This is a genomic window from Ruegeria sp. YTSA105 (assembly GCF_059610225.1).
Window position 1 is genome coordinate 267988 of sequence record NZ_JBXWNE010000001.1, and the last position, 12350, is coordinate 280337.

Sequence of the window (12350 nt, forward strand, 5' to 3'; positions counted from 1 at the left end):
CATATGCGACATGGGTGTGTCTGAATCAGACCCTCAGGCACAAGAAATAAGGCCGGAAAACCAATCGGTGAAATCCGATACCTCGGCTGAGTTGCGAAGGACGGATAAAAAATAGCCCTCACAGGCGGGTGCGGAATCTTTGCTGGCAAGGCGGACTTTGCCCGATTTCAGGGCTTGCTCTGCGATGATAGAATTCACCAGCGCAACACCGCTGCCTGAAACGGCAAGTTGCAGGGCGAGGCCATAGGAATCCACAAAATATGATGGCTTGCGCAGTTTCTGGCCGGTGATTTCACCCCATGACGCCCAACTGTCCGATGTGCCAACGGATTCGATCAGGGGCAGTTCAAGCCAATTGCCGCTTAGATTCGGCGACACCACCGGGACAAGGCGATTGGGATTCAACGGTTTCGCATTTTTCCCGACTTGTTTTTCTGAACCAAAGCGTACCTCAATATCGGCGCGCGATGCTGCGTATTCGTCAGGCCAGATCGTGCTGACAAATCGGAGTGAGGTTTCCGGGTGCTGGGCCTGAAATTCGGGTAATGCCGGCGAGATGACCCATTCGATGATGCTGATAGAGGCTGCCACCGTGATATGGCGAGCTTTTTCTTCGGCCAAATAGGGTGAGGCTGCGGAGTGCAACATATCCAAGGCTGCCTCGACCTGTGGCAGCAGCTTCCGCCCTTCATCGGTCAAAGACAGGCCGCGCGCATGGCGGTGGAACAGGACAACGCCCAGCCGGGTTTCCAAGGCTTTGATTTGTTGGCTGACTGCAGATTGCGTCAACCCGATCTCATCTGCCGCCGCGGTCGAACTGAGCCGCCGCGCGGCCGCTTCGAACGACCGAAACCATGTTAGAGGAGGGAGTGTTTTTGCCATCGGTAACTGACCTATTAGTATTGTTAACACCTAAGGCTCAAGTTCTTTCGTTTGTCAAAAGATGTTTCTAACGGTGATATTTCCTCAAGCAGATTTGGGGAGAGGGCAGTGCAGCCAAATATCAGAAAAATAGTGACTTTCGACGAAGAGGTTCTGGTTGAAGGGTTTCGGGCAGCGGAACGCCCGTGGCGCATGTTTGCCGTTGCGGTGGTTGTGTCGAACCCCTGGGCTGGCCGGTATGTCGAGGATCTGAGACCGGAAATTCTGGCCTATGGGCCTGTGCTGGGGCAAATGTTGACTGACCGGATGGTCACGCTTGCAGGTGGCGGCGAGATGATCGAAGCCTATGGCAAAGCGGCGGTTGTTGGGCTGGATGGCGAGGTCGAACATGCCTCGGGCCTGATCCACACGCTGCATTTCGGGAATTACTATCGTCAAGCGGTTGGGGCCAAGTCCTATCTGTCCTTCACCAATACCCGCGGTCCGGCGAACACTCCGATCATGGTGCCCATGATGGACAAGAATGATGCCGGGCGTAGATCGCATTATCTGACGCTGCAGTTTGCAATCCCCGACGCACCGCGCGCGGATGAAATTGTGGTCGTGCTGGGTGGCGCAACCTCGGGCCGTCCTCATCATCGGATCGGCGACCGTTATCAGGACCTCAAGGATTTGGGCCATGACGTGGACAACCCGGCCTCGGTCTGAACTCAGCACCCTGGCGGTGATTGATCAGGGCCAAGGGCCGCTGGTTATTCTGCTGCACGGGGTTGGCCTGCGGGCCGAGGCGTGGGGCGCGCAGATCGACGCCCTGGTCGCCGCGGGGTATCGTGTCTTGTGCCCGGATATGCCAGGACATGGTCAGTCGAGCTTTGATCATCCGACTGGCTTGGAGGCCTACGTGCACCGCACGGCGTCCGTGCTGACAGAGCCCGCTGTCTTGATCGGACATTCAATGGGCGCCCTGATAGCGCTCCGACTGGCGGCGGATGTGCCAGATAGCGTTCTTGGCGTTGCGGCATTGAATGCGATCCATCGGCGTCCGGTTGCCGCGCACAAGGCCGTCGTCGCACGTGCCTCGGCCTTGGAGGTATCGGGGCCAAATGATCCCACGGTCACGTTGCAACGTTGGTTTGGCGAAGCCTCGTCCGCCGAGCGACAGGCCTGCAGGCGCTGGCTAACTGAGGTTGATCCGGCGGCCTACAAATCCGCGTATACCGCTTTTGCCGAAACGGACGGTCCTTCCGATGATGAACTGGCCCGTATCGCTTGTCCCGCCTTGTTCATGACCGGCGCGGATGAGCCGAATTCGACGCCTGAAATGTCTCGGGACATGGCGCGTTTGGTTCCCTCGGGACAAGCGTCAATCATCGCAGGTGCCGCACATATGTTGCCGATGACTCATCCCGCCGAAGTAAACGCACAGCTGTTGGAATTTGTGGGGGGGTGCCAGCCATGACAAGTATGGACCCCCGAGCTTTGCGTGACGCCTTTGGCAGCTTTATGACCGGGGTGACAGTGGTGACGGCACGGGACGAGCACGGTGCGCCGGTCGGGTTCACCGCAAACTCGTTTTCGTCTGTGTCACTTGACCCGCCATTGCTGCTGGTGTGTCCGGGGAAGTTTCTGTCCAGCCACGAAATTTTCGCCAACTGCACCCGGTTTGCGGTGAATGTGCTTGCAGATGGACAGCAAGAGATATCGAACACTTTCGCTGGGTATAACGGGGACCGGTTTGCAAAGGTCGCGCACAGCAATGGCCTTTTTGATCTACCCCTAATCGACGGGGCGCTGGCGCAGTTTTGCTGCAAGACCCATCAGGTCCTTCCCGCCGGTGATCATACCTTATTGATCGGTGAGGTGGCAGAGTTCTCGCACTCGGTCGGGCAGGGTCTTGGATATGTCGGAGGGTCGTATTTCAGCCTGGGGCTCGAACGTGAAATCGACGCCATGGTACCGACGATATGCGGCGCGATCATCCGCAAAGATGACAATGTTTTGCTGGAGCAGAGCAATGGTGCCTATCGTCCCGTTCAAATCTCCGGGGTCGAGCGGGGTGGGCAGCGAAACCGATTGACCCAGGGCTTGTCAGAACGTGGACTGAAGGTCGAGGTCGAACAGGTCTATTCCTCATTCGACGATGCGGAAACAAAGCAGCATTACACCTATTTTCTGGCCAGCTGTTCCCGACCAACGCCGCTTGAGGGCGCCGAATGGATCAGAACGGATGACCTTCCGAACCTGAAATACGTGTCCGGCGGTGTCCGCCACATGATGACCCGCTATGCGATGGAAGCCAAAGAGGGGGATTTCTCTCTCTACCTTGGTGACGCCTCGCAAGGCGACATTCACAGCTTACGATAAAGGAGCAGGTCAATGGAATTTTCCCTGTTTGCCCATATGGAACGTTTGTCGCCAGATCAGCCGCATGACGTTCTGTATGACGAATTCGTCAGCCTTGTGAAAATGGCGGACGAGGGCGGGATGCGCGCCGTCTGGACGGGTGAGCATCACGGGATGGAGTTCACCATCGCGCCCAACCCCTTTATCTCGCTAGTCGATCTGGCCCATCACACCCGGAATGTACGGCTGGGGACGGGTACGGTAGTCGCCCCGTTCTGGCATCCGATCAAATTGGCCGGAGAGGCCGCCGCGGCAGATCAGATTACCAAAGGCCGGATCGAACTGGGGATCGCACGCGGCGCATATTCTTATGAGTATGAGCGCCTGATGCCGGGGATGGATGCCTGGGAAGCGGGCCAACGGATGCGGGAAACAACCCCTTTGCTTCCGCAGATCTGGCAGGGCGATTGTGCGCATGAGGGTGAGTTTTATTCCTTCCCGGCAACCACATCTGCGCCGAAACCGTTTCAGAAAGACGGTCCGCCGATCTGGATCGCGGCGCGGGACCCCAATAGTCATGAATTCGGTGTCCACAACGGGTTTAACATCCAGGTCACCCCCCTGTGGCAGGGCATGGAAGAGATTGAAACGCTGATGGACCGCTTCAATGCAGCCTGCGACAGCCATACCGGACCGCGCCCCAAAATCATGCTGTTGCATCATACATATGTTGGCAAGGACACAGACGATGTTGCGCAAGGCGTTCAGGAATTGCGCCGGTATTACAACTATTTCGGTGCCTGGTTCATGAACAAACGCCCGGTCGAGCAAGGGTTGATCCAACGGATCACCCCGGACGAGATGGATGCCAACCAGATGTACACAAGTGATAAGCTGGCGCGCGACCTGACGGTTGGTACAGCGCAGCAGGTTATCGACCGGATCAAACGTTATGAAGATTTGGGCTATGATGAGTTTTCGTTCTGGGTCGACAGCGGGATGACGAACGAGCGAAAACGTGCCTCTCTGGCGCGGTTCATCGACGATGTCATGCCAGCCTTTCAGTGAGGAACACTATGGGAAATCTACCGCATTTTCAGCTTTTCATTGATGGCGCCTGGTCTGAGGGGGCGACGTCTCAGGTCATGACATCTGCAAATCCCGCAACTGGGCAGGGGTGGGCTACGTTTTCCTGTGCGGCACCTGAGGATGTCGACAGGGCAGTCGCCGCCGCCAAACGTGCGCTTGATGATCCGCAATGGCGCGACATGACGGCCACCGCGCGCGGCAAGCTTCTTTATCGGCTGGCTGACCTGGTTGCCGAAAACGCTGCACGGCTTGGGGAATTTGAGACAACAGACAGCGGTAAACTGCTGGCAGAAACCTCGGCGCAAACTGGGTATGTCGCGGATTATTACCGCTATTTCGCAGGGCTTGCGGATAAGGTTGAAGGGACGGTTCTGCCCATCGACAAGCAGGATATGCATGTGTTTACCACGCGCGAACCCATTGGTGTTGTCGCGGCTATTGTGCCCTGGAATGCACAAATGTTCCTGACAGCGACTAAGTTGGGCCCGGCGCTTGCGGCTGGGTGTACCGTCGTGCTGAAGGCATCCGAAATTGCGCCGGCCCCGATGCTGGAGTTCGCGCGTTTGATTGAACAGGCCGGATTCCCCGCGGGCGTTGTCTCGGTCATCACCGGGGATGCGGAAAACTGTGCAATTCCACTAACCCGCCATCCCGATCTGGATCGCATCGCCTTTACCGGTGGCCCCGAGACAGCGCGCCATGTGGTCAGGAATTCCGCCGAAAACTTCGCCGTCACCTCGCTGGAGCTTGGTGGCAAATCGCCGATACTTGTTTTTGAAGACGCGGATCTGGATGGGGCCGCAAATGGCCTGATCGCCGGAAACTTTGGCGCGTCGGGGCAAAGTTGCGTTGCGGGCACGCGCGGACTTGTGCAGCGATCCGTTCTGCAAGATCTGATCGGCCGCATCAAAGAAAAGGCGGGTGCAATCGTTCTGGGTGACCCGCTGGAGGCCGGTACCCATGTCGGACCGCTATGTACCATGGCGCAAGTGAACAAGATCGAAGAGACCCTGGCCAAGTCAGCGGAGCAGGGGGCCGTGGTCCATTTCGGCGGGCAACCTGCGGATCGGCCCGGCAATTACATGAACCCAACCCTGGTCGAGTGCATATCGCCCGAGACCGAGACGTTGAAAGTTGAGATGTTTGGCCCGGTCATGTCTCTGCTGCCATTCGATACCGAAGAAGAGGCCATCGCGTTAGCCAACAGCACAGTCTTTGGGCTGGGTTCAGGTGTGTTTACGCAGAACCTGGCGCGGGCGCATCGGGTGTCCAAGCGGATCAAGTCCGGGATTTGTTGGGTTAATACCTATCGCGCGATCTCTCCTATCGCGCCGTTTGGCGGGTTCAATCAATCAGGGTATGGTCGTGAAGCCGGGGTTGAGGCGATCCTGGATTACACCCGGACCAAGACCACCTGGATCAGCACCTCGCAAGAGCCGATGGCGAACCCGTTTGTGATGCGCTAGGTCTGTTGTCAGACAGATATCGGAGCGCGGTCATGAAGTTGAAACATCCGAATTTTGAACCTCCGGCAGACGCAAATGACCGGAAGGAGATCCCTCCGGTCATTTGCTATCCGCCCGAAACGATACCGCAACCTGATCTGGCTGCGTTGACTGACCTGAGGCAGCGCGCGGTGAAAACCGCAGAAGTCATAGCAGCCCCGCGTGATGCGGCCTGTATTGAAGTGCCCGCGGGGGCCTTTATTCGGGTGGTGTCGGTCGATGGCGCGCAGGTCGGTGATCTGAACATGTGGAACAAGCATGACCTGACCGAACGGTTCTATTCCGGCAAAACCCGCGCGCTGCATGGCACGCATCTGTCGACCGGGGATCGGATGTGGTCAAGTTTTCCAAATATGCGACCCATGGCGACCATCGTCACGGATACTCTGGATTGGTATGGGTTCGATTCATACGGCGGATCCGTGCATGACGTGATCGGGACTCGCTGTGACCCCTATACCGGGCGATTGCTGTCTGGCGATGACTACCATTATTGCTGCCATTCCAACCTGACACGGGCATTGGCCAGCCATTGTGACCTGCCGCTGCATGAGGCCGAAATGCACGTCCACGACGTGTTGAACGTCTTCATGTGCACCGGATTTACGCAGGACACAGGCCAATACTTCATGAAGGCAAGCCCGGTGCGTCCGGGTGATTACCTGGAATTCTACGCCGAGATAGACCTGATCGTCGGCCTTTCAGCTTGTCCCGGGGGCGATTGCTCGTCCGAGCATTCCTCGGACGCAGCCGCCTGTTATCCATTGGTTATGGAAGTCTATGACCCCGGTGAAGACATCCGAAACGCGCATATTCAGCCCAAGCGATCTGCTTATGATCGCACCCATGGGGCAGGTTAAGAGGTCAGGCGTTGCCCAAGCCGGTCCAGCATCCGACAGCATAGGTCGAGCTGTTCGATCTCGACGTACTCATCCGCTTTATGGGCCTGTGTGATCGAGCCGGGACCGCAGACAATTGCATGGGTGCCAAGCTGCTGAAACAGGCCAGCTTCAGTGGCGAATGACACAACACCTGTTCCGTTCGCCCCGGTCAGCTGGGCAACCAGTTTGCGGGCGGCGTTTTCTTCCATTGGCTCAAGGCCTGCAACCTCGGCCGTGATATCCTGCGTGATGCTGGCTTCACTATGGACGGCCTGCATTTCGGGCAGCAGGCTGTGGGTCACATAGTCAGACAGGGTTTGCTTGACGAAATCCGCATCGCTGGCCTGAACCGGGCGCATTTCCCAACCGACATCGGCTTTGCTGGCAATGACGTTATGGGCGATGCCGCTATTGAAGAACCCCACGTTTATAGTGGTCCAGGGTGGCTCGAAGGGGCTGTTTGTTGGCGCGCGGGATTTCAATATCTGGCGCAGTTCCAGAAGTTTTCCTACATAGCGTGCCGCGTATTCCGCCGCATTAACCCCATCATCCGGGGCCGAGCTGTGTCCTTCGAGCCCGACAAATCGTGTCGTGTATTCATAGCACCCCTTATGCCCTTCGATCAGGCACATTTCGGTGGGCTCTCCGATTATTGCGATATCCGGCACTATTCCTCGTTCGGAAAGATCGTTCACCATGTTCTGCGCGCCCAAACATCCGGTTTCTTCATCATAGGTGAAGGCAAAGTGCAGCGGTTGGGTCAGTTTTCTGGCATCCAGCGTTTCGGCAAGTGCAAGTGCGGCGGCGATGAAGCCCTTCATGTCACAGGTGCCACGTCCGTAAAGTCTGCCATCTTTCTCGGTCATCAAAAACGGGTCTGATGTCCAGTTCTGATCCGCGACGGGAACCACATCCGTGTGGCCGGATAACAAGATGCCGCCGGGAATGTCTGGGCCTAAGGAAGCAAATACATTGGCCTTGGTGCCAGTATCATTTCGGGTTTCGATGCAGCGTGCACCCAAGGCCTGCAACCTGTGCCTTAGATAGCTGATGATCTGAAGATTGCTGTCTACAGATACCGTTTCAAACGCGATCAGATCGGCGAGGATATCTTGGGTTCTTTGCAGGGTCATGGCTTTACAAACGGCTTTCTTGGGCGGTTACAGAAACATTCGGCAGGACCGGTATCGGTGATCAGGATCGACACGGTGATCTCTAGCCCCCAGTCATTCAACCAGAGGCCAGGCATAAAGTGAAACGTCTTGCCAGGTTCCAGGATTGTCTCATCCTCGGGACGCAGAGATACAGTGCGCTCACCCCAGTCCGGGAGATAGCTCAGACCTACTGGATAGCCGCAGCACGCGCGGCTTTTAATGTGGACGTATCTGACAATCAGGCATCCACACTGTACGTCGTTCCCCATTAGTATCCTGATTGCGTCCCCACTAGATCGGGTCTGCGTCATGAAAGACCAAAACGCCTTGATGGACGTAGAACGACCACCCCTCGTATCCGGTTAGCCACGTCATGTTCGAAGGATCTTCGAAGAACAGCGCGTCCAGCCCGACCTCGGTCATGGCTTTTCGTGTTTTGGACAGCCGACGGTCAAATTCCCCCCGCATGAATGCCGGATTCACTTGGCTCATCGGATCCTCGTGTCGTGATTAGAGACGTGTTGACAGAACTTTACGAATCCGATCACGTCAATGGACAACTCAGGAAGGAAATACTGTTGAAACTCAGTTCAAACCCACACCGCGGCAAGGAAAAATTGATTCCTAATGCTCCATTTCCTTCGATAAACGCGGCTCGCGTAGCTGATTTGTTAACAGTTTGCCCTGCAGCAGCGGAAACCAATCTGGTTGAAGCCAAGGATTTGGCCAATGTCGCCGATCTATGGGTCAAAGATGAGCGTGGGCGCATGAACCTCGGGTCATTCAAGGCTTTGGGGGCTGCCTATGTCATCGCCCGTCACGCTGCTGATCTGGCGCAGACACCGGATGAGTCTACTTTACGCGGGAAAACCTATGTCACCGCTAGCGCGGGTAACCACGGGATGAGTGTAGCAGCAGGTGCACGGATATTTGGGGCTGATGCAGTGGTCTATATCGCCGAAACCGTACCTGAAAGTTTCGCGGAACGCCTTCGTGCGCAAAAAGCCAGGGTCGTTCGTCAAGGTACGGATTATGCCGCCAGTATGGAGGCTGCTGGCAAAGCGGCGCAGGATAACGGTTGGACATTGCTATCTGACAGTTCGTGGGACGGGTATTACGAGCTGCCGCACACCCTGATGGAGGGATATCTGCAGATGGCTGCAGAAGCGGTGCGCCAATGCCCAAATGCGCCCACGCATATCATTTTGCAGGCCGGGGTAGGTGGGCTGGCTGGGTCGGTTGCAGCTTATGCGCGCCATGCCTGGGGTGATGGACCCAAAATCATTGTCGTGGAACCCGAAGCGGCCCCTGCGTTGCAAGCCAGTATCGAAGCAGGTACCTGCGTCTTTGCGGATGGGCCTGACAGCATCATGGGGCGGCTGGACTGTAAAGAACCCTCGCTGATCGCGCTGAATGGTCTGGCGCGGGATGCAGACTGTTTTCTGACGCTCTCGGATGACGACGTGGTGCGGTATTTACCGGCCATGGCAGAGGCTGGGTTGGCGACAACTGCTTCGGGCGGGGCCGGCGTCGCAGCAGCGATGAATGCAGATGTCTGCGAGGCCCTGAACATTGGAAGCGATGCCCAAGTTCTGTGCATTTTATCCGAAGTACCGGATTGAAGAAGGCCAAGAAGCATCTGAATCCTGCCCTGGAATAAGCGCAGGAAGCGGCAAGTTAAGAGGGTGCAACTGCCCCCAAAGGCAGAATCCGATTGCGCCTGAAAACGCGGGGTTCGCAAATCCGTACCTCTGCCCTATCAAAATGAGATTAATAGCCCCCCAAAGCGCGGTTTCTAGATTGGATTGCACCAGATAATTTTGGCGTTTTCCAATCGGTCAAGGAATTTCGACATGCGAATCTCTCAGCAACTCAGTATCGATGTCGAGGTCTGGGCTGGGAGATGCGGCGGTTTAAATAGCAATTATAACTCATTTAAATAATTAGATTTATGTTGTTGATTGGGAAGTTAAATAGAGGCGAATGAAGCAAGTTAATTACGCCATTCAAGGCCTTGCGTTGCGGACGAGATATCGAAATATCAGTTGAGCTGAAGTGAATTACAGGATTCTTTGTCGCCTAGCTGTCACATTTATGGTTGCGTGGTTGGTCCCCCATGTCCTTAAATAGGGTGGACTGGTCTTTGAGATCCGGATGAACCGGGCAAGCAAAGACCGCACAGGGGAGCCAAGTTGGTAATGTCAAATGACGCAGCGTTCGTCGAATTTCAGCGTGTTCAAAAATCTTATGACGGCGAGATACTCGTCGTAAAAGACCTTAATCTCTCGATGCCAAAAGGTGAGTTTCTAACTATGCTCGGCCCCTCGGGGTCAGGCAAGACAACTTGCCTAATGATGTTGGCCGGATTTGAAACCGCTACTCATGGCGAAATCATGTTGGACGGACGCCCGATCAACAACATTCCACCACATAAGCGCGGGATTGGCATGGTGTTCCAAAACTATGCATTGTTCCCGCATATGACTGTGGCTGAAAACCTTTCGTTCCCGCTTGAAGTGCGCAACATTGGCAAAAGCGATCGGGAAGAAAAAGTGAAGCGTGCGCTGGATATGGTCCAGATGGGCGCCTTTGGCAGCCGCCGTCCGGCGCAACTGTCCGGCGGTCAGCAGCAGCGGATCGCCTTGGCCCGTGCTTTGGTGTTCGAGCCTGAGCTAGTTTTGATGGACGAACCGCTGGGCGCGCTGGACAAGCAATTGCGCGAACATATGCAGTTCGAGATTACCCGTCTGGCGCATGAGCTGGGGATTACGACAGTTTACGTGACCCACGACCAGACAGAGGCGCTGACGATGTCGGATCGCGTGGCCGTGTTCGACGACGGACGCATCCAGCAGCTTGCGCCGCCGGATCTGCTCTATGAAGAGCCCGAAAATAGCTTTGTTGCCCAGTTCATTGGTGAAAACAACACCTTGGAAGGCGTTGTTAAGTCAATCGACGGCGACTCGTGCGTGGTTGCACTGGATGATGGATCAGAAATTGACGCCAAACCGGTCAATGTCACTGCAGCCGGTGAACGGACCAAGGTTTCAATCCGTCCCGAGCGGGTCGAATTCAACAAAGATCGCCTGCATGCCGATGCGCATACGCTAAAGGCGACTGTCAAAGAATTCATCTATATGGGTGATGTCTTCCGGTTTCGCCTATCTGTGGCGGGCAATGAAGACTTTATCATTAAGACCCGAAACGCTCCCGATGCGGTTCGGTTGTCGCCCGGCCAGGAAGTTGAAATCGGTTGGTTGGCCCATGATTGCCGGGCACTTGACGCCTGATGAAGAACGTCCCCTGGTGGATCGCTGGGGGGTAAATGGCGGCCGGGTTGCCCCGTGATCCGGTCTGTTCAGAAATTTACGGGTATAACAGGGAGTTAACAATGAAAGTTAAAACCACTTTGATGGCAAGCGCCATTGTTGCCGTGGCCGGAGGCGCCATGGCCGAGGAGATGACGATTGTCTCGTGGGGCGGCGCCTATTCCAAGTCACAGCTGAAGGCGTATCACGAGCCCTATTCTGAAAAGAGCGGCATCACTATCCTTAACGATGACAGCTCGGCCGAAGCGGTTGCCAAGCTGCGCGCGATGAACGAAGCGGGCAACATCACCTGGGACGTAGTGGATGTTGTTGCTGCGGACGCAATTCGTTTGTGTGACGAAGGTCTGGCGATGGAGATCGACCCCGACACCATGCTGGCCCCGGCGCCCGACGGCACTTCGGCTGCCGATGATTTCGGTGACCTGCTGGTCAGCGAGTGCTTTATCCCGCAGATCGTGTATTCGACTACATTCGGCTATCGTACAGACCTGGTAGGTGACACACCTCCGACTGATGTCTGCGCCGTATTTGATCTGGAAGCCTATCCGGGCAAGCGTTCACTGGAAAAGCGCGCCATTAACAACATGGAATGGGCGCTGATCTGTGATGGCGTCGCCAAAGATGACGTTTATGACGTTCTGGCGACCCCAGAAGGTCAGGATCAGGCGTTGGCGAAACTGGGAACCATCAAGGACAACGTCGTCTGGTGGTCCGCGGGTGCCGACACGCCGCAGCTTCTGGCCGATGGCGAGATCATCATGGGCTCGACCTATAACGGCCGTCTGTTCAGCGTGATCGAAGAGCAGAAGCAGCCCGTTGCCATGCTGTGGGACGCGCAGATCTTTGACCTGGACGGCTGGATCATCCCCGCCGGTCTGAGCGAAGAGCGTCAGCAGCGTGCGCTGGACTACATCATGTTCGCAACGGACACGCAGCGTCTGGCGGATCAGGCTAAGTACATCTCGTACGGTCCGGCCCGTGCCTCTTCGGCTCCGCTGGTTGGTCAGCATGCCGAGCTTGGCATCGACATGGCGCCGCACATGCCGACCGATCCGGAAAACGCCAAGAACACGTTCCTGTATAACTACGAGTTCTGGGCGGATTACCGCGATGACATCGAAGCGAAATTCCAGGCTTGGCTTGCGAAATAATCGTTTGATTTCATGA

12 protein-coding genes and 1 pseudogene are annotated in these 12350 nt (G+C 56.1%); 9 read left to right on the forward strand and 4 right to left on the reverse strand.

The window, feature by feature from the left end; genetic code table 11:
* Positions 1–33: 33 nt before the first annotated feature.
* On the reverse strand, positions 34–882 hold the full coding sequence (locus AC2FH2_RS01330; protein WP_281972198.1) for a LysR family transcriptional regulator: 849 nt from the start codon (positions 880–882) through the stop codon (positions 34–36).
* Positions 883–990: 108 nt separating this feature from the next.
* Here AC2FH2_RS01330 and AC2FH2_RS01335 point away from each other — a divergent pair, with 108 nt between their 5' ends.
* Genes AC2FH2_RS01335 through AC2FH2_RS01360 form a run of 6 tightly spaced genes read left to right on the forward strand, consistent with a single transcriptional unit; the run spans position 991 to position 6679 of the window.
* On the forward strand, positions 991–1590 hold the full coding sequence (locus AC2FH2_RS01335) for an amino acid synthesis family protein (protein ID WP_496822612.1): 600 nt from the start codon (positions 991–993) through the stop codon (positions 1588–1590).
* Positions 1562–2341: an alpha/beta fold hydrolase gene (locus tag AC2FH2_RS01340; protein ID WP_271946763.1), complete on the forward strand. Its 780-nt coding sequence runs from the start codon at positions 1562–1564 to the stop codon at positions 2339–2341. The genes AC2FH2_RS01335 and AC2FH2_RS01340 overlap by 29 nt, the downstream gene beginning before the upstream one ends.
* Entirely contained in the window at positions 2338–3246 is a 909-nt protein-coding gene (locus AC2FH2_RS01345) for a flavin reductase family protein (RefSeq protein WP_496822614.1), read from the forward strand. Before AC2FH2_RS01340 ends, AC2FH2_RS01345 begins: the two co-directional genes overlap by 4 nt.
* 12 nt (positions 3247–3258) lie before the next feature.
* The gene (locus tag AC2FH2_RS01350) at positions 3259–4293 is read left to right on the forward strand and encodes an LLM class flavin-dependent oxidoreductase (protein ID WP_496822615.1); all 1035 of its coding nucleotides are present in this window, start codon (positions 3259–3261) and stop codon (positions 4291–4293) included.
* Between the two features lie 8 nt (positions 4294–4301).
* Positions 4302–5780 (forward strand): aldehyde dehydrogenase, encoded by a 1479-nt coding sequence (locus tag AC2FH2_RS01355; protein WP_496822616.1) that lies wholly within the window; start codon positions 4302–4304, stop codon positions 5778–5780.
* Between the two features lie 32 nt (positions 5781–5812).
* Positions 5813–6679 carry an urea carboxylase-associated family protein gene (locus AC2FH2_RS01360; RefSeq protein ID WP_496822617.1) on the forward strand — a complete coding sequence of 289 codons (867 nt, stop codon included), beginning with the start codon at positions 5813–5815 and terminating at the stop codon, positions 6677–6679.
* Here the strand turns inward: AC2FH2_RS01360 and argE are convergent.
* The 3 genes and pseudogenes from argE to AC2FH2_RS01375 all read right to left on the reverse strand — a co-directional run bounded on the left by argE (position 6676) and on the right by AC2FH2_RS01375 (position 8346).
* Positions 6676–7833 carry an acetylornithine deacetylase gene (gene argE, locus AC2FH2_RS01365; protein ID WP_496822618.1) on the reverse strand — a complete coding sequence of 386 codons (1158 nt, stop codon included), beginning with the start codon at positions 7831–7833 and terminating at the stop codon, positions 6676–6678. The two genes, AC2FH2_RS01360 and argE, sit on opposite strands and share 4 nt — an antisense overlap.
* Positions 7830–8075: pseudogene (locus AC2FH2_RS01370) on the reverse strand (ectoine hydrolase DoeA); the annotation flags it as partial. The gene argE and the pseudogene AC2FH2_RS01370, both read right to left, overlap by 4 nt.
* Positions 8076–8145: 70 nt before the next feature.
* On the reverse strand, positions 8146–8346 hold the full coding sequence (locus AC2FH2_RS01375) for an aminopeptidase P family N-terminal domain-containing protein (protein ID WP_496822619.1): 201 nt from the start codon (positions 8344–8346) through the stop codon (positions 8146–8148).
* Positions 8347–8432: 86 nt separating this feature from the next.
* On the opposite strand from AC2FH2_RS01375, the gene AC2FH2_RS01380 reads away from it, so the two are divergent.
* The 3 genes from AC2FH2_RS01380 (at position 8433) to AC2FH2_RS01390 (ending at position 12334) form a co-directional block, all read left to right on the forward strand.
* Complete coding sequence (locus tag AC2FH2_RS01380) at positions 8433–9476, forward strand: pyridoxal-phosphate dependent enzyme (protein ID WP_281972193.1); 1044 nt, start codon at positions 8433–8435, stop codon at positions 9474–9476.
* Positions 9477–10052: 576 nt separating this feature from the next.
* Positions 10053–11144: an ABC transporter ATP-binding protein gene (locus AC2FH2_RS01385; protein ID WP_496822620.1), complete on the forward strand. Its 1092-nt coding sequence runs from the start codon at positions 10053–10055 to the stop codon at positions 11142–11144.
* 101 nt (positions 11145–11245) lie between these two features.
* Positions 11246–12334 (forward strand): extracellular solute-binding protein, encoded by a 1089-nt coding sequence (locus tag AC2FH2_RS01390; RefSeq protein WP_142634172.1) that lies wholly within the window; start codon positions 11246–11248, stop codon positions 12332–12334.
* The last annotated feature ends 16 nt before the right edge of the window (positions 12335–12350 follow it).

Excerpts from the sequence above, each read along its gene's own strand:
- AC2FH2_RS01390 (WP_142634172.1), top strand. The coding sequence starts at position 11,246 with ATGAAAGTTAAAACCACTTTGATGGCAAGCGCCATTGTTGCCGTGGCC.
- AC2FH2_RS01350 (WP_496822615.1), top strand. The coding sequence starts at position 3,259 with ATGGAATTTTCCCTGTTTGCCCATATGGAACGTTTGTCGCCAGATCAG.
- AC2FH2_RS01340 (WP_271946763.1), top strand. The coding sequence starts at position 1,562 with ATGACGTGGACAACCCGGCCTCGGTCTGAACTCAGCACCCTGGCGGTG.
- AC2FH2_RS01330 (WP_281972198.1), bottom strand. The coding sequence starts at position 882 with ATGGCAAAAACACTCCCTCCTCTAACATGGTTTCGGTCGTTCGAAGCG.
- AC2FH2_RS01345 (WP_496822614.1), top strand. The coding sequence starts at position 2,338 with ATGACAAGTATGGACCCCCGAGCTTTGCGTGACGCCTTTGGCAGCTTT.
- AC2FH2_RS01355 (WP_496822616.1), top strand. The coding sequence starts at position 4,302 with ATGGGAAATCTACCGCATTTTCAGCTTTTCATTGATGGCGCCTGGTCT.
- AC2FH2_RS01385 (WP_496822620.1), top strand. The coding sequence starts at position 10,053 with ATGTCAAATGACGCAGCGTTCGTCGAATTTCAGCGTGTTCAAAAATCT.
- AC2FH2_RS01360 (WP_496822617.1), top strand. The coding sequence starts at position 5,813 with ATGAAGTTGAAACATCCGAATTTTGAACCTCCGGCAGACGCAAATGAC.
- argE (WP_496822618.1), bottom strand. The coding sequence starts at position 7,833 with ATGACCCTGCAAAGAACCCAAGATATCCTCGCCGATCTGATCGCGTTT.
- AC2FH2_RS01375 (WP_496822619.1), bottom strand. The coding sequence starts at position 8,346 with ATGAGCCAAGTGAATCCGGCATTCATGCGGGGGGAATTTGACCGTCGG.